11 protein-coding genes and 1 pseudogene are annotated in these 17,347 nt (G+C 66.6%); 8 read left to right on the top strand and 4 right to left on the bottom strand.

From position 1 onward, the window contains the following. The first annotated feature begins 28 nt into the window (after positions 1-28). The 8 genes from ACERLL_RS11540 (at position 29) to ACERLL_RS11505 (ending at position 8,924) form a co-directional block, all read left to right on the top strand. Positions 29-850: a chemotaxis protein CheW gene (locus ACERLL_RS11540; protein WP_373656248.1), complete on the top strand. Its 822-nt coding sequence runs from the start codon at positions 29-31 to the stop codon at positions 848-850. A 36-nt stretch (positions 851-886) separates the two neighbouring features. Beyond that, positions 887-1,666 (top strand): ParA family protein, encoded by a 780-nt coding sequence (locus ACERLL_RS11535; protein ID WP_373656247.1) that lies wholly within the window; start codon positions 887-889, stop codon positions 1,664-1,666. A gap of 23 nt (positions 1,667-1,689) precedes the next feature. Next, positions 1,690-5,544 carry a chemotaxis protein CheW gene (locus ACERLL_RS11530; protein ID WP_373656246.1) on the top strand — a complete coding sequence of 1,285 codons (3,855 nt, stop codon included), beginning with the start codon at positions 1,690-1,692 and terminating at the stop codon, positions 5,542-5,544. Positions 5,545-5,641: 97 nt separating this feature from the next. Continuing rightward, positions 5,642-6,004: a response regulator gene (locus ACERLL_RS11525; RefSeq protein WP_373656245.1), complete on the top strand. Its 363-nt coding sequence runs from the start codon at positions 5,642-5,644 to the stop codon at positions 6,002-6,004. A 170-nt stretch (positions 6,005-6,174) separates the two neighbouring features. Continuing rightward, positions 6,175-7,005 carry a CheR family methyltransferase gene (locus tag ACERLL_RS11520; protein WP_373656244.1) on the top strand — a complete coding sequence of 277 codons (831 nt, stop codon included), beginning with the start codon at positions 6,175-6,177 and terminating at the stop codon, positions 7,003-7,005. Further along, entirely contained in the window at positions 6,998-7,900 is a 903-nt protein-coding gene (gene ybgF, locus ACERLL_RS11515; RefSeq protein ID WP_373656243.1) for a tol-pal system protein YbgF, read from the top strand. The genes ACERLL_RS11520 and ybgF overlap by 8 nt, the downstream gene beginning before the upstream one ends. 124 nt (positions 7,901-8,024) lie before the next feature. Next, the gene (locus ACERLL_RS11510; RefSeq protein ID WP_373656242.1) at positions 8,025-8,546 is read left to right on the top strand and encodes a PilZ domain-containing protein; all 522 of its coding nucleotides are present in this window, start codon (positions 8,025-8,027) and stop codon (positions 8,544-8,546) included. A 27-nt stretch (positions 8,547-8,573) separates the two neighbouring features. Continuing rightward, complete coding sequence (locus ACERLL_RS11505) at positions 8,574-8,924, top strand: phenylpyruvate tautomerase MIF-related protein (protein ID WP_373656241.1); 351 nt, start codon at positions 8,574-8,576, stop codon at positions 8,922-8,924. Between the two features lies 1 nt (position 8,925). Here the strand turns inward: ACERLL_RS11505 and ACERLL_RS11500 are convergent, their stop codons facing one another. From ACERLL_RS11500 to metH, 4 genes and pseudogenes are all read right to left on the bottom strand, one after another. Further along, on the bottom strand, positions 8,926-10,740 hold the full coding sequence (locus ACERLL_RS11500) for an AMP-dependent synthetase/ligase (protein WP_373656240.1): 1,815 nt from the start codon (positions 10,738-10,740) through the stop codon (positions 8,926-8,928). Between the two features lie 12 nt (positions 10,741-10,752). Beyond that, complete coding sequence (ptsP, locus tag ACERLL_RS11495; protein WP_373656239.1) at positions 10,753-13,059, bottom strand: phosphoenolpyruvate--protein phosphotransferase; 2,307 nt, start codon at positions 13,057-13,059, stop codon at positions 10,753-10,755. Beyond that, complete coding sequence (locus tag ACERLL_RS11490; RefSeq protein WP_373656238.1) at positions 13,046-13,690, bottom strand: flavin prenyltransferase UbiX; 645 nt, start codon at positions 13,688-13,690, stop codon at positions 13,046-13,048. The genes ptsP and ACERLL_RS11490 overlap by 14 nt, the downstream gene beginning before the upstream one ends. A 19-nt stretch (positions 13,691-13,709) precedes the next feature. Next, positions 13,710-17,289: pseudogene (gene metH, locus ACERLL_RS11485) on the bottom strand (methionine synthase). Between the last annotated feature and the right edge of the window lie 58 nt (positions 17,290-17,347).

Genomic DNA, 17,347 nt, shown 5'->3' with positions numbered 1-17,347 from the left:
TTCGGCCTGAAGCAATCAGGGAAGGCCCATGGAAAGTACTACGCAGATTTCCAAGGATGCCCACAGCGCGGATGCAGCCAAGTATCTCCTGTTTCGCCTGGGGGAAGAGCTATTCGGGGTGGATGTGTGCACCCTGAAGGAAGTGGACACCCTGCTCGACCGGGATCTCACCTTTATCCCCGATTCCCCGCAGAGTCTGCGGGGGCTCATGAACCTTCGGGGCGTGATCGTGCCGGTTCTGGACACCCGGATCCTCCTGGGGCTGTCCACCTTCGAGGATACCGCCGAATCGCGGATTCTGGTGGTGGACATGGACTGGCGCCTTGTGGGCTTTGTGGTGGACGAGGTGACGGACCTCCGGGCCATTGAGCGCGAGGAGATCCAGTCCCCGCCGTCCAACTCCGAGATCCAGCGCCAGCACGGCAGCTACCTGACCGGCATCGTGAACTCCGCCGACGGGGTGGTGGTGCTCGTGGACCTGGCCCGGATGCTTCCCGAGAACCCCTATCTGGACCAGCGAAGCCATGCCCGGCAAACCGTGGACCTCACCATTCAGCAGCGCGATACGGGCGCCGAGGAGTGGCATGACGCCCACATGAGCTCCATCAGCAAGGGTGGCCTGCGCATGGAGACCGACCAGGACCTCTCGGAGAACGCTTGGCTGGAGCTGAGCCTGCCCCTGGACCGGGAGCACAAGGGCCAGAAGCGGGTCAATCTCCAGGCCGAGGTGCGCTGGGGCCGCACCGGAAGCGGTCTCGCGGGCGGCTTTTCCTTTCAATACGGCCTGGCCTTCGGCAGCCTGACGGGCGAGCAGGAAGCCCTTCTGGAACGGGCCTACCGCCTGGACTGACGGATCCCCACGGGGACGGAGCGGATAGCGAGATTCATGCGAACCTTCGCGGTGGTGAACCACAAGGGCGGTGCGGGGAAGACCACCACCTCCGTGCACCTTGCCTGGGGCTTGGCGGAGCGGGGCTACCGGACCCTGCTCGTTGATCTGGACCCCCAGGGGGCGCTGGCCTCCTATTTCCGGCAGACCCCGCGCCACACCCTCTATCACGCGGTCTGGGAGGGGGTGTCGACCGAGCAGTGTCTGGTGCCGATCCGCAGCGGTCTGGATGCCCTGCTTGCCGACGGCACCCTGGCGCAGCTCGAGCTGGTGCTGGCCGAGCGGCCGCGCCGCGAGGCCGCGCTGCGCGAGGCCCTGGGGCAGCTGGGCGATTACGATGCGGCGGTCTTCGATTGTCCGCCCTCGCTTTCCCTGATCATCGTCAACGCCTTCTATGCGGCGCAATCCCTGATCGCCCCGGTTCAGATGGAGCTGCTGTCCTTCCGCGGACTTACCCAGACCCTGGAGTACGCGCGCTTCATGGGCCGCTACCTCCAGTATCAGCCGGGCTTCTTCGGGGTGGTTCCGACCATGGTCCGCGAGGACAATACTTGGCACATGCGCTGGCTGAACCGGACCCGAAAGAGCCTGCCGCCTGAACGGGTGGCGGCGCCCATTCCCTACGATATGGCCATTCCGGAAGGCCTGCAGCAGGGCCGCACCGTTTTCGAAGTGGACAGCGCCAGCCCGGCCGCGCAGCGCTATGGACAGCTGGTGGAATCGGTTGCCGCCGATATCGGCACCCGCGAGCCTCAGGATCAACGGTTGGGCAGCTAGATGCCCTGAGGGGAGGAGCAGTCATGGCAGGTCATGAAGGCGACAGCACGGGACCCCATTCCGAAGGATTCGAGGCCATCATGGCCCGCTTCTTCAATCCGGAGACCGAGGCCGGGCCGGAGGAAGGCTCCCTGAGCGCCGCTCTGGCGCCCCTGCAGGAGCGTCCGGGGGACCCCGAGCTGCATCGCGAGCTGGTGGCCCGGATGCGGAGTATCCGGGAGGCCGCCCCGGAGGCCCTGGGTGAGCCGGGCGGGGCCCTGCTGGCGGTCCTGGAGGAGCTGTTCGAACAGATGGCGAACTTCGACGTCCGCCTGCACCGGATCATGTACCGGGACCTGGAGGGCGTCTTCGCGGACCTGGATCGGAATCTGAAGGGGGAGACCCCCGAGACCGCCCTCAGCGAGTGGGAGGCCCATCTGCGGCGGCACCTGTTCGTGGAGGACAATGCCGGAGGGGAAGAGTCCGGATCCTCCGCGGAGGGGGGCGCCCTGGCCGTGGCCGATGACCTCCGGGCCCTGGCGGCGGACCCCGCGGACGAGGGGGTCCTGGAACGGCTGGGCGGCCGGCTGGACGAGCTGTCCGAGGAGCTGGACGGAGCGCCGGAGACGCTCGCCCTGCGCATGGGGGACGTACTCGGGGACTACGCAGAAGGGCAGCTGGAGTGGACCAGCGCCATGAGCGATACCCTCCAGGAGGCCGCTTCGATACTGACTGAGGCGGCGGAGGTCCCCGAAGGGGTCCTGCCCCGGCTGGAGGCGCTCCGGGAGACCGACAACGGCCCCGAGGGCGGTGGGGCCGAGGCGGTCCCGCCGGCAGTGGAACGGCTGATTGCCGACCCCGCCTCCGAGGAGGCGCTCAACGACCTGGGCATGCTGCTGGACGACGTCTCCGAGGCGCTGGAGGGCGATCCCGAGACGCTCGCGCTGCGCATGGGGGACGTGCTCGGTGCCTATTCGGAAGGGGTCCTGCCCTGGTCCGAGCAGGTGGCGGAGCGGCTGCGCGCCGCTGCCGGGGCCCTGGTGGATGGCGACGCCGAAGCGGAAATCGATGCCCTGCAGGCGCTGCAGCCGAAGCCGGAGGAGCAGGTGGCTCCCGATTCATCCCCGCAACCCGCTAGCCAAGAGGCCGCACCCATGAACGGACTCGGCTCCGCACTGGAAGCGCTCGCTGGAAATCCCGGGGACCGGGGTCTCCTAGAGCAGGCCCGCGCGGCCGCCGAAGCCAGCGCCGCGGAATACGCCCAGGAGGGCGGTCCCTTCGCCAGCCTGGCGCAGAGGCTCCATACCCTTTTCGAAGGGCTGGCCGCATTCGACATCCGCCTCCACAAGATCTTTGTCGAGGACTTGCGAGCTGCCATCGGGGCGCTCGGCGAGGACGAGCAGGCAGCGGAGGATGCCCACGAGCGCCTCGCCCGACACCTGCCCTCCGCACCCGGCGGGGAGGAAGGCGGTGAGGTGGCGGACGAGGAACCCGAAACCTCCGATGCTCTCGGGGAGGCGGCGGCCGAAGCGCCCGTCCCGGAGGAAGAGCCCGAATCACAGCCGCAAGCGGAGCCCGATGATGGGGGGGAGGGTCCGCAGGTACAATCCGAACCCAACGAGGAAACCGTGGCGGAAACCCCGCAAGTGGAAATCCCCGACGGCATCGAGCGGCTTCCCGAGGACGCCGATCCCGACCTGGTGAGCGCCTTCATCGAGGAGTCCCGGGAAGGCCTGGAGGAGCTGGACCAGGCCTTGATGGCGCTGGAGGACCACCCGGAGGACGAGGAGCGGCTGCACAGCGCCTTCCGCACCATCCATACCATCAAGGGCACCGCGGGCTTCGTGGGACTGGTGCGCCTCCAGGGGCTGGCCCACGCAATGGAATCGGTCATGGACCGTCTGCGGAGCTTCGAGGTCCCGCTCAACGCCGAGATGATGGACGACCTCCTGGCGGGTACGGATATCCTCCGCAAGGTGGTGGACCGGGTGGTGGACGGTTTCGGGGACAATGTGGAAGTGGAGCCCGTGGCCACCCACCTGGCCCACTACCTGCGCCCGGATTACACCGGTTCGGGCTCCGCTCCCGCTGCTTCCCGCGATTCTTCGGATTCGGAGCCGGCGGCGCAGGAGCAGTCGGAGGCCGCCACGGCGTCGGCCCCGGCCTCCGGGGAGGACGCCCCGACGGGTGCCGGAGAGGACTCCGAGGGCGGCGGTTCCCGGGAAGCGCAGACGCTGCGGGTACCGCTCGATCGCCTGGACCGGCTGTTCAATCTCGTGGGCGAGCTGGTGCTCACCCGCAACCAGAACCGCGAGCTGGCTCGTCGGGTGGCGAACGCCCTGGACGACGAGCGCCTCGCCGAGGACCTGGCCGAGGAAGCGCACCGCCTGGACCTGGTGACCTCGGACCTGCAGTCGGCGGTCATGCAGACGCGCATGCACTCCCTGTCCGCCAGCTTCAACAAGTTCAAGCGGGTGATTCGGGACCTCGCCCGAAAGACCCACAAAGAGGTGCAGCTCGACATCAGCGGCGAGCAGACGGAGCTCGACCGCAACGTCATCGAGGCCATCCAGGATCCCCTGGTCCACCTGATCCGGAATTCCGTGGACCACGGCGTGGAAGAGCCCGAGGAGCGGGAGGCTGCTGGCAAGTCGCGGGCCGGCAAGATCAACCTGCGCGCCTACTACGAAGAGAACTTCGTGGTCATCGAAGTGGGCGACGACGGCGCGGGCCTTTCGGCGGAAAAGCTCCGCCAGAAAGCGGTGGAGCGGGGGGTCATCGACCAGTCCGAAGCGGACCAGCTGAGCGAGCGCGAGGCGCAGCAGCTCATATTCGCCCCGGGCTTCTCCTCCGCGGACCAGGTCAGCGACATCTCCGGCCGCGGCGTGGGCATGGACGTGGTGCGCTCCAACGTGGAGTCCCTGAAGGGCTCCATCGATCTGGACTCCACGGTGGGCGAGGGGACCACGGTGCGCATCCGGCTGCCCCTGACGCTGTCCATCCAGCAGACCCTGATCGTGCAGATCGGCCCGGAGCACTTCGCCATTCCGCTGGAGGCGGTGAAGGAGACCCTGGATTTCGAGCCCGACCGCGTGACCACGGTGCGGGGCCAGCGCGTCTACCAGCGCGAGGGGGAGATTCTGCCCATCCTGCAGATGACCGAGCTGTTCGGCATGAGCCGGGTGCACGACGGCGACGCCCGCTACCTGGTGGTGCTGGAGCTCGGCGTGCAGCGGGCGGGCATCCTGGTGGACCGAATCGTCGGCAAGGAAGAGGCGGTGATGAAGTCCCTCGATGCACTCAAGGGTATCCATGAGCCCGACTACTTCGCCGGCGCGAGCGTCCGGGGGGACGGCCGGATCAGTTTGGTGGTGGACGTGGCGCGGCTCTTCTCCCGCGTCGCCACCATGCGGGGCCACTCCAAGACCCGGGAGGTCGCCGAGGAAGAGGGACGCGAGGAGACCTTCCCGTACCTGCTGCTGGACGGCGGCGCGGACGAGGTCTACGCCCTGGCCCGCGAGGACGTCCACCATATCGAGCTGGTGTCGGTGAACGAGGTGCAATGGATGAACGGTCACGAGTACCTGAAGCGCGAGAACCGCGCCGTCCCGGTGGTGCGGCTGGCCACCGTCACGGGGGAGTCCTTCCGCCATCCGGGGGACGAGGCCTACATCGTCTTCATGGATGATGGCGAAGGCAACTGGATGCAGGGTATCCTCACCAACCATTTGCACGGGATCCAGCACCTGCGGCCGACGGAGCAGGGCTCCGGGAAGTCAGTGGCGGGCATCTCGGGCGCCGCATTGTGGGAAGATCAGGTGGTCGGAATCCTGGACCGGGAGGCCGTGGAGCGCTCCGCCGAGCAGCGGGTTCCCGATGATCTGGCCGCTGGTGCATGAGGCTTCCCCCTTCGGAAAAGGGGGCGTTACACCGGAATCGAAATGCGAGGCCCGGTCCGCCGGCCTTGCGTGAGAGGACCCAGGGGAAACCGAGGCGATGAAAGTACTGCTGGTGGATGATTCCCGCGCCATGCGGATGGTTCTCAAGAGCTCCCTGCGCAAGGCGGGATTTTCCGAGCTGGAAGTGGTGGAGGCGGAGAACGGGCAGGACGCGCAGGAGAAGCTGCGGGCCTTCAGCCCCGAAGTCATCCTGTCCGACTGGAACATGCCGGTCATGGACGGCCTGGAGTTCCTGCGGCATTTCCGCAGCCAGGACGCCCTGACGCCGTTCGTGTTCATTACGACGGAGCAGACCCAGGCCAAACGCCGGGAGGCGGTGGAGGCCGGGGCCAACAAGGTTGTGGGTAAGCCCTTCACCCCCCAGAAGCTCTACGACGAGCTTTCCGAGTTCCTGAGCTAGCTCCGGTCCGGGAGTCGGGTCGGAGAGTCAGCGGATTCGCGAGAAAACATGACCATGAAGGGCGCCGTCTCCCGGCCGGGCGGGGCCCTCTTTTTTTGCTCGCTCCGGCCGGGAACGTCCAGTGGCGAGCAGCCACCTCCTGCGCCTCCACGGAGAGAACCGCCGCGGCTATGAGTGACCTCAGCCCCTATTATTTCGATCTTCTCGCCCAATTCCTGAAGAAGGAATCGGGGATCATTTTGAAGCCGGAAAAGAGCTATTCCCTGCGCTCCAAGCTGCAGCCGTTGGCACGGGAATGGGGCTACGACGGGCTCAATGATTTGGTCACCCACGTCTACCGGGAGCGGAACAACCCGGAAGTCGTGGATGCCATCCTCAATGCCCTGACCATCAAGGAAACCAGCTTCTTCCGCGATAGCCGGCCGTTCGAGGTGATGGAGAAAAGGATCATCCCCGAGCTGGCGGAACGCCGCGGCGACAAGGAGCTGAAGGTCTGGAGCGCCGCTTGCTCCACCGGGCAGGAGGCGGTCAGCCTGGCCATCGCCCTGCGCGAGGTGCTGCCGCCGGAGCGCGCCGACCGCTGCATGGTGGTCGGCACGGACGTGAGCGACGAGGCCATTTCCCGCGCCAAGAAGGCGGTCTATTCCGAGCTGGAGATGCGGCGCGGGGCTTCCCCCGAGGTTCGACGCCGCTACTTCGAGCAGGTGGAGGGCGGCTACCGTCCCCGCCCCGAGATCCTGCACATGATCCGGTATCGGGAGATGAACATCCTCGAGCCCGATTTCCCGCTGTCCCGCTTCGATATCATCCTGTGCCGGAACGTGCTCATCTATTTCGACGACGAAGGAAAGCGGAAGGCGCTGGAGACTGTCCATCACCGCATGGCCAATGACGGTTACCTGTTCACCGGCGCGGGTGAGGATGCCCAGCGAATGGACGCGAGGTTCGAAAGGGAGCGGGTGGATGGCGTGCAGTGCTTTCGCAAGAATGAAGATGCCTAGACACCTGGGGCTCGCCGTGGGCGCGCTGCTGCTCTTGAGCGGCTGCCTGCCGCCGCCGGGGGTGCGCAACGCGGAACGGGGTCCGGATCCGGGGGAGGTGGACAAGCTCAAGGACCGGGTCGAAAGCCTGCAGAAGGCCCTGGGACAGCAGGGTCAGAAACTGGCCAAACTGCGCCAGGCCATGGCGAGCAAGGACCAGTCGGAAACCGATCCCCCGGAGCTGACGGAGCGGCTGGGGCTGATGAAGGAGCGCGTCCACGAGCTGGGTGGCCGAACGGAGGTAAACGGTCACGAGCTGGACCGCTTGTCCCGGCAGCTGGAGAAGCAGCTCACCCAGATCCGCGCCGAGCTCGAACAGCTGGATAACCGGATCGTGGCCCTGGAAGAGAAGAGCTACGCGATGGCGGGTGATCCCGCCGAGGAGAACAATATGGGGGCCATGAAGGCCCCGCAGAAGGGCGGGGGTTCGTCTGATGCCACAGACGAATCGGCCAAGCCCGAGGATCGCCCCGCGGATGAACGGGCCTACCGCGACGCTTTCCAGTCCCTGCGGGCCGGGGACTACGAGAAGTCCATCGAGGGCTTCCAGAAATTCCTCGGCAATCACCCGGAAAGCGAATACGCGGATAACGCCCAGTACTGGCTCGGCGAGGCCTTCTACGTGCGCGGCAAGTACGAGCGGGCCCTGGAGGCCTTCCAGGGCGTGGGGCAACGCTTCCCCGAAAGCGACAAGGGACCCGCCGCTCTGTTGAAAAAGGGGTATGCCTACTACGAGCTGCAGGACTACCGCAACGCCCGCAAGACCTTGCTGAAGGTGGTCGAGGAGTATCCGGACCATCGGGTGGCCGGGCTTGCCCAGCAGCGGCTGGAGCGCATCCGCAAGGAGCAGTTCTAGCGGAGCGGCGCTGAAATGCCGCGGGTGCATAGGCAGGGCCATGCGGTATAGGTAGAATAGCGGGCTCACCATTTCGAGCGGAGGGCTGCCGCCGAAGCAGGCTAACAAGCAGCTGGGGAGCTACATGAACGACCAGGCCAGCAATTCCTCCGGGAAGGATGCGGCCCCCAAGGGCGCCGAGCAGCGGGAGCACTTCCGCGTCAATGCCGATCTCCGGATCAGCGTGGCCCCTTTGGGGGAAGACAACCGCAAGCCCTGGGCGCACGCAGAGGAAGGGGGTATCTCTCCCCTGATCGGTCCCAGCGAACCGGAGCTGAAGGACGCAAGGGAGCGGATCCAGGTGCAGCCCCACCGGAAGGTGAACCTGAGTGCCGGCGGCTTCCGGACCGGGTTCGGCGGGGATGCCGCGTGGGACAAGGCGCCCGAGGTGGCCAAGGGGGACCGGGTCAGCGTGGCTCTTGAGCTGCAGGTTCCCGAGGAAACGGGGGTGAGCTACGTCCATCTGCCGGCAACGGTGATCTGGGTCGAGCATACCAGCAAATGGGTCTACATGGCCTGCCAGTTCGCCCGCATGCCAACCGGCGTGGAGCGGGTGCTTACCCAGTTCGTGATGGAAGTGGAGCGCCGCCGGCTGCGGCCCTCCTGAGCGGCTGGAATTCAGAAGGAAGCGCCCATGCCTCTGCTGCGTCTCGAGACCAATCAGGTGCTTTCCACCAGCGAATCCCGCCGGGAATTCCTGGGCGCCGCCTCGGGCAAGGTTGCCGAGCTGCTCGGCAAGCCCGAGCGGACCGTGATGGTTACGCTGGAAACCGGCCGCGATCTGCTGTTCGCCGGAACGGACGAGCCCGCGGCCTTCGTGGAGCTGGCCAGCCTGGGGCTCCCCCTGGAGCGAACGGCGCATCTTTCCGCCGAGCTGTGCGCTTTTCTGCGGGAAGGCCTCGGCATCAGCCCGGCACGGGTGTACATCCATTTCCAGGATGTGGAGCGCCACCTCTGGGGCACCAACTCCACCACTTTCGGCTGACCTACCCTCCGGTCTCCGCCTGACGGGGGCCCGCTTCCGCTTCCCCCCGATCCGAGAACAGGCTCGCTACCTCCCTGGGATAGTGCTCTTCCACCACCTTGCGTCGGATCTTGAGGGTCGGGGTCACCTCGCCGGCGGCCTCGGAAAAGGGCTCCCGAAGGACCCGGAAGCGGCGTACCTGCTCCCAGCTGGACAGGTCCCGCAAGGCGGCCTGGATGGTCGCCCGCATGAGGCGGAAGACGGCCTTGCCCTCGGGGTCCGGATCGGCGTCCGCGCCCAGTTGGGTGTGTACCTGTTCCCAGTTGGGCACGATGAGCGCCCCCAGGTACGGTTGTCGGTCCCCGAAGACCACCGCCTGCTGGATAAGAGGCTGGGCGGTGAGCCGCAGCTCGATGCGCTGCGGCGGAATATTCTTACCGCCGGAGGTGACGATGATGTCCTTCTTGCGGTCGGTGATATAGAGGTAGCCCGCCTCGTCCAGCCCGCCCGTATCGCCGGTGCGCAGCCAGTCGTTGTCGAAGGTCTGGGCGGTCTCCTCCGGCTTGCCCCAGTAGCCGCGCATGACGGAAGGGCCCCGGACCAGGATTTCGCCGTCCCCGGCGACCCGGACCTCCAGGTTGGGAAGCGGAGGGCCGACCGTCCCCGGCCGCAGTACCTCTGGCGGGTTAACGCTCACCACCGGGCTGGTCTCGGTCTGACCGTACCCCTCCAGGATGGGTACCCCCGCCTTGCGGAAAAAGGCGCCCACCTCCGCAGGCAGGGGAGCGCCGCCGCTAACGAGCAGGCGGATACAGCCGCCCAGTCGCCGCCGCAGGCCGCGACCCAGAAGGCGCCGCCCCAGCAGCCGGCGGAATCGTCCCTCGGAATCCGCCCAGGAGAGTGCCCGGGCCGCCAGCCCGCCCCGCTCCGCCTGGGCCTCGGCCCGCTCGTGGAAGAGCTGGAACATGCGCGGTACGGCGATGAGGATGGTGGGATGGGCGCCGGTCAGGTCCGCGGCGATGGATTGCGGGCCTCGCGCGTAGGCGACCTCGGCGCCGGCCAGGCAGGCGAGGAGGTGACCGGCCGTCCGTTCGAAGATGTGGGCCAGGGGCAGAACGGAGAGGAAGCGGTCCGATTCCTGGATGGACAGCACGTCCAGGATGCCTTCCAGGTTGGTCAGCAGGTTGCCGTGGGTGAGCTCCACGCCCTTGGGCCAGCCGGTGGTCCCCGAGGTGTAGACGATTGTGGCCAGATGGCTGCGCTGGACGTGCTCGTTGCGGTGGCGGACGTCGGCCCGGTCGATGGGCTCGCCGGCCTCCAGGAAGGCGGCCCAGGTACGGAAGGGCTGCGACAGGTCACGGGTTCCCGGATCGCGAACGGCGACGGGCGCCAGGTAGGCGGCGTCCTGCGCCACGGCCTCCAGGGTGGACAGTGCCTTCTTGCCCTGGATGCAAATCAGGGAAGGCCCGGAGTCCTCGAGCAGATAGCGGAGATCGGTGGGCTGTTGGCCCTGATAGAGGGGCACCACCACCAGGCCGAGGAGCTGGGCGGCCCAGTCCACCGCCGCCCAGAAGGAGCCGTTGGGTCCCATTAGGGCTACCCGGTCGCCGCGCACCAAGCCCCATCCGGCGAAAGCGCGGGCGATAGTGACCACTTCCTCGCCGAATTCCCGGGCGGAAATGGGCTGAAAGCGCTTGCCATCCGGTTCCAGAAAGAGGGTGGTATCCGGCGCCTGGGCCAGGCGATCCAGGAACGCCGCCCCGAGGTTGGCGGCGGTGCGGATCCGCTCCCCAGGTCCGCTGGCGAGGGCCACTTCGGGCTGCTGTTGCTGGTCCATTGCCATCCCCGCTCAGTCGCCCGCTCGGATCAGGCTTCCTAGCCCCGCCTCGAGCAGGGCCTCTTCCACGCGCTCGCGCGTGGTCCGGGTGCACTCGTCGTTGCGGGCCAGCTCGGCGAGCTCCCGCGTCTGGGCGGTGGAAAAGGAGCGCAGGACCCACTTGATACGCAGCAGGGCGCCCGCGCTCATGGAGAGCTCGTCCACGCCCATGCCCACCAGCAGCAGGGCGCCCACCGGATCCGCCGCCATCTCCCCGCATACGGAAACGGGTCGCCCCTCGGCATGGGCCTCCGCCACTACCGTGCCGATGGCGTGCAGGACAGCCGGATGGAGGGAGTCGAATAGCCCGGCCACCCGTGCGTTGTTGCGGTCCACGGCGAGCAGGTACTGGGTCAGATCATTGGTGCCTATGGAAAGGAAATTGACCCGGCGGGCGATGGCCGCGGTCTGGAACACCGCCGAGGGCACCTCGATCATGGCCCCCACTGGGAGCTCCGGGGCCGACTCGCCGAGGGCGGCCAGCTCCTTGCGCGCCCGCTCGATCAGGCCCAGGGCCTCGTCGAGCTCCTCGACGGTGGTGACCATGGGCAGCAGCAGGCGGACGTTGCCCGCCGGCGCGGCGCGCAGTATGGCACGCAGCTGGGTGAGGAAGATCTCCGGGTGGTCCAGGGAGAGCCGCAGGCCACGCCATCCCAGGAACGGGTTGTCCTCGTGCACCGGCAGATAGGGGAGGAGCTTGTCGCCGCCGATGTCCAGGGTTCGGATGGTCACCGGGCGCGGCGCGAAGGTCTCGAAGACCTGCCGATAGATGCGGACCTGCTCCGCCTCGCCGGGAAATCGGTCCCGGGTCAGGAAGGGCAGCTCGGTGCGGTAGAGGCCGATCCCTTCCGCGCCGGAGCGCAGGGCGGGATCCAGGTCGGCCAGCAGCCCGGTGTTGGCGTACAGGGTAATGGAGCGGCCATCCAGGGTCACCGCGGGCTCGTCGCGCAGGGCGCCCAGGCGTTCGGTGAGCGCGGCCTCTTCGGCCTCGAGGCGCTTGTATTCCTCGAGGATCTTGGCGGAAGGGTCCACGTAGACCCGGCCGCTATAGCCGTCCACCACGATGGTCTTGCCGTCGATCAGGGCCACGGGGAGGTCCTCGATCCCCATGACGGCGGGGATGCCGAAGGCATGGGCGAGGATGGCCACGTGGCTGCCCGCCGAACCCGTGGCGCTGATGACCCCCTTGAGGTGCCCTTCGGGAACGCTGGCCATGTTCAGGGGCGAGATCTCCTCGCCCACCAGAACCGTGTCCGGGGGAAGCTCGCCGTCGTAGCGGTGGTTCCCCTGCTGGAGGTGCGAGATGAGCCGGCGCCCCAGGTCCCGCATGTCGGCGGCCCGTTCACGCAGGTATGGGTCGTCCATGTTCTCGAAGGTCTCGATATACTCCCACACCACGTCGCGGACGGCCGCCTGCACCCAGCTTCCGCCATCGATTCGGGCCTCCACCCGACGCTGGAACCCCTTGTCCCGCAGTATATGCAGGTAGGCATGGATAAGGTCGGCATCTTCCTCGTCGATCCGTTCGGAGAGGTTGCCGCCCAGCTCGGCCATCTCCTGGTCGGCGGCGTTCAGGGCCCGATAGAACTCGCGCTTGTCGCCCTCCGGGTCCTCGGTGGTTCGATCGGCGACGGCGGAAAGGTCGGCCGGCGGGTACACGGCCCAGGCCGTGCCGATGGTGATCCCCTGGGCACCGCCCTGACCGGCCAGGAACGCCTCGGCATTGGAAGCGCCCGAGGCTTCGGTCTCCGGGGTGGAGGCCGAGCGGTGCCCCAGGCGCTCCAGCACCTGGGCATGGGCGATGACGCCGCCCAGCTGCGCGGCGGCGGTGAACAACAGGGTGGCGTGCTCCTCGTCGAAGCGCTCCGACTTGGTGCCCTGGACGCAGATGACCCCCAGCACTTCCCCGCGATGCAGGATGGGGACCCCCAGGAACGCGGGGAAGCGCTCCTCGCCCGTCTCGGGGAAATAGCGGAACAGGGGGTGCTGGCCCGCGTTGTCGAGGTTGACGGGCTCCTCCTCCCGGGCCACCAGGCCCACCAAGCCTTCCCCGGGCCCCAGATGGACCTGCCCCACGGATTCGGCATTGAGGCCGTCCGTGGCGCGCATCTCCCAGCCACCCTCCACCCGCGGATCCGGCAGATAGATGGTGCACACTTCGGTGTTCATGGCCCGCCGAAGGCCGCTCACCAGAGTCGTGAGCGCCTGCTGCAGATTGGCGGCACGGCCCACCTCCTGGGTCAGCCGGTGCAGGGTATTAAGGACATTACTCGGCTTCACTGCGTACCTCGTCGGCCCAGCGCGGTACCAGAGCGTGCTCGATCTCCAAATGATCCAGCACCCGTGCCACCACGAAATCCACAAGCTCCTCCACCGTTTGGGGGCGATGGTAGAAGCCCGGGTTGGCGGGCAGGATGGTAATGCCCATCCGCGCCAGGCGGGTCAGGTTCTCCAGATGGATCACCGAAAACGGCGTCTCCCGGGGCACCAGGACCAGCTGTCTCCGTTCCTTGATGGTGACGTCCGCAGCCCGCTCGATAAGGTTATCACTGGTGCCGTTGGCTATGGCAGCCACCGTCCCGGACGTGCAGGGACAGACCACCATGGCCCGAGGCGCATTGGAGCCGGAAGCGACCGGGGCCGTCCACTGTTCCCTTCCGTAGACGCGCAGGGTATCGGCGCCCCGGCCCATGTGCTCCACCAGTGCCTGCCGCATGCCCTCGGGCTGGGCGGGCAGCTCCAGGTCGGTCTCCTGGGCCAGGACCACCTGCGCGGCCTTGGAAACGATCAGCTCCACCTGCACGCCGGCGGCCAGCAGCTGTTCCAGGAGTCGGAGCCCGTAACCGGCGCCGGAGGCGCCGGTCCAGGCAAGGGCGACCCGGTCGCCGTTGCTGTGCGAGGCCCGTTGCACCCCTCAGATCCCCCGGCGCTCAGACACTGAAATACTTGGCCTCCGGATGGTGGCAGACGATGGCCGAGGTGGACTCCTCCGGGTGCATCTGCTGCTCGTCGGCCATGGTGATGCCCAGCCGGTCCGCCCCCAGGATCTCCAGCAGGGGCCGCTGGTCCTCAAGGTTGGGGCAGGCTGGATAGCCGAAGGAGTAGCGGGAGCCCCGGTAGCCCTGCTTAATAAGGGCCTGGGCATCGCGGTCGTCCTCGCTGGAGAAGCCCAGTTCGGCGCGGATCTGCTTGTGCACCCACTCCGCCAGGGCCTCGGTGGTCTCCACGTTGAGACCGTGCAGATAGAGGTAGTCGGTGTACTTGTCCTCGTTGAACCACTCGCGCGCCACGTCCGAGGCATGCTGGCCCACGGTCACCACCTGCAAACCGATCACGTCCATCTCCCCGGAATCCTTGGAGCGGAAAAAGTCGGCAATGCACAGGTTCTTCTTGCCGTCCTGGCGGGGTAGGGTGAAGCGCTGCAGCTCCTCGGAGCCCTCGGGGTCCTTGTAGAGGACGATGTCGTTGCCCTCGCTCTGGCAGGGAAAATAGCCGTAGACCGCCTGCGGGGTCTGGATCTGCTCGCGCTCAACGCGGGCGATCAAATCATTGAAGATGGGGTCCACTTCCTGCTTGGCCCACTGCCAGTATTCGTCCTTCTTCTTGCCCGCCTTCTTATAGCCCCACTGGAACTGGTAAAGCATGGTCTTGTTGATGTAGGGCAGCAGCGCCCGCACGGGGATCTGCTCCATCACCTTGGTGCCCCAGAAGGGCGGCGTGGGGATCGGGTTGTCGGTAGCGACGTCGGATCGGGTAGCTTGCTCGGTCATGTTCATACCTGTATTGAGCGCCTCCGGCACGGCTTCAATCCAACCTTAAACCACTAGCAGGTCGGGGTGAAACTGGCAAAGAATGCGTACCGGGACCGCAGAAACCTAGTAATTCTATCGGGTTTACCGTCCAAAAAAGGGGCCGCCCCCGGCGGCCCCCATTCGGCAGCCGAAGCGGAAAGGCCTATTCGGCCTCTTCCGGCTCTTCCTGCGCATTGCCGGTGAGCTGGTCCATGAGCTGCAGACCGGCGAAGGCGTCCTTGGCGTAATGCACCACGCCCTCCCCGTAGGCCTCGGAGCAGTCGTCCTCCACGAAGCTGCGGGTAAGCGCGGCGCCGCCCAGGAGAACCGGGGTCTGGATGTCGCGGGTGCGCATCTCCTCCAGGTTTTCCTTCATGATCACCGTGGACTTCACCAGGAGCCCGGACATGCCGATCACGTCGGCGTTGTTCTCCTCGGCGGATTCGATGATCGACTCGCAGGGCTGCTTGATGCCGATATTGACCACATTATAGCCGTTATTGGTGAGGATGATGTCCACCAGGTTCTTGCCGATGTCGTGGACGTCGCCCTTCACCGTGGCCAGCACCATGGTGCCCTTCTCGTCGCCCTCCGTCTTCTCCATGAACTGCTCGAGGTGGGCAACGGCGGCCTTCATGGTTTCCGCGGCCTGGAGCACGAAGGGAAGCTGCATCTCGCCGGCGCCGAACAGGTCGCCCACCACCTTCATGCCGCCGAGCAGATGCTGGTTGACGATCTCCAGCGGCTCGTACTTCTCCATGGCCTTGTCGAGGTCTTCCTCGATGCCGTCGCGGTCGCCGTCGACGATGCGCTCCTTGAGCACCTCCTCGATGGTCTCGGGCTTCTTCTTCTCGGGGCCGCCGGTGGCCTCCTTGTCCTTGAACAGCTCGATGAACTTGTGGAGCGGGTCGTAGCCCTCCTCCCGGCGGTCGAACAGCAAGTCCTCGGCAACCTTGTACTCTTGCTCGTCGATCTTGTGCTTGGGCAGGATCGCCGAGGCGTGCATGATCGCCGCGGTCAGGCCGCGCTTCTGGGCATGGTGCAGCATCACCGAGTTCAGCACCTGACGCGCGGCGGGCTTCAGGCCGAAGGAGATGTTGGACAGGCCCAGCACGATCTGGACGTCGGGCATCTCGTTGGAGATGGCCTCGATAGCGTCCAGGGTGTTGATGGCGTGCTTGCGGTCCTCCTCGTTACCCGTGCAGACCGTGAAGGTCAGCGGGTCGTACATGAGGTCGCTACCGGGCAGGCCGTGCTGGTTCACGGCGAAGTCGTAGAGGCGGCGGGCGATCCGCATCTTGTCCTCTACTTCCTTGGCCATGCCGTCTTCGTCGATGGTCAGGGCGATGACCGCGGCGCCGTATTTCTTGGCATAGCCCAGCACCGTGGCGGCCTTCTCCTCGCCCTCCTCGAAGTTGATGGAGTTGATGAGGGCCTTGCCGCCGTAGAGCTTAAGAGCGGTGTCGATCACCGGCGTCTCGGTGGAGTCGATCACAAGCGGAATGGTGATATCGCCGCGGAAGCGCGAGATCACCTCGGTCATGTCGCGGACCTCGTCGCGGCCCACGTAGGCGGTACACACGTCGAGGGTGTGGGAGCCCTCCTTCACCTGGTCCTTGCCCACCCGGACGATGCCGTTCCAGTCCTCCTCGTTGAGGAGCTCCCGGAACCGCTTGGAGCCGTTGGCATTGGTGCGCTCGCCGATGGCCATGACGGCGTTCTCCTGGCGCAGGGGTACCTGGTTGTACAGGGACGCCAGGGCCGGCTCCAGCTTCACGTCGCTGCGGTCCTTCGGAGCCTGGAAGCCGATCTTGTCGCGCAGGGCCTTGAGATGCTCCGGGGTGGTACCGCAGCAGCCGCCGATCAGGTTGACGCCGTCCTCCTCGACGAAGCGGGCCACCCAGTCGGCCATCTCCGCGGGCTGCAGCGGATAGGTGGTCTTGCCGTCCACCAGCATGGGCAGGCCGGCGTTGGGCAGCACGGAGAAGGGCCTGGGCCAGTTCTCACCGAGCCACTTGACGTGCTCGGACATCTCCGCCGGGCCGGTGGCGCAGTTCATGCCCATCATGTCCACGTCCATGGCGTCCAGGATGGTGGCCGCCGCCTGGATCTCGGTGCCCACCAGCATGGTACCCACGGTCTCGATGGTCACCTGGGAGATGATGGGCAGCTCCACCCCGGCTTCCCGCTGGGCGATGCGGATGCCGTTGATGGCCGACTTGATCTGCAGCGGATCCTGTGAGGTCTCGGTCAGGAACACATCGATGCCGCCGTCGAGCAGGCCCCGGGCCTGCTCGGCGTAGGAATCCTCCAGGGTATCGTAGTCGGTGTGGGCCAGGCTGGGCAGCTTGGTGCCCGGGCCCATGCAGCCCACCACGAAGCGCGGCCAGTCCTCGGTGGCGAACTCGTTGGCCACTTCGCGCGCCTGCTCGGCGGCGATGCGGTTCAGCTCCCGGGTGCGCTCGGTGAGATCGAACTCGGCGAGCACCACCTTGTTGGAACCGAAGGTGTTGGTCTCCACTGCGTCCGAGCCGGCCTCGAAAAAGGAGCGGTGGATGTCCTTCACCACGTCCGGACGGGAATCGCACAGGATCTCGGAGCAGTTCTCCAGACCCAGGAAGTCCTTGTCGATATCCAGGTCATATTCCATCAGCGCGGTGCCCATCCCGCCGTCCAGGATCAGCACCCGCTCTTTGAGTCGGTCCATGAAGCGGCTCATTTCCGGCTCCTCTTTGGATAGTTAGATGTGAGGAGTTGGGCGTCGGCATGCAGAGGGG

Source organism: Thiohalorhabdus sp. Cl-TMA (genome assembly GCF_041821045.1).
GTDB classification, from domain to species: Bacteria; Pseudomonadota; Gammaproteobacteria; order Thiohalorhabdales; family Thiohalorhabdaceae; genus Thiohalorhabdus; species Thiohalorhabdus methylotropha.
This window is presented reverse-complemented; position numbering and strand designations above follow the sequence as displayed.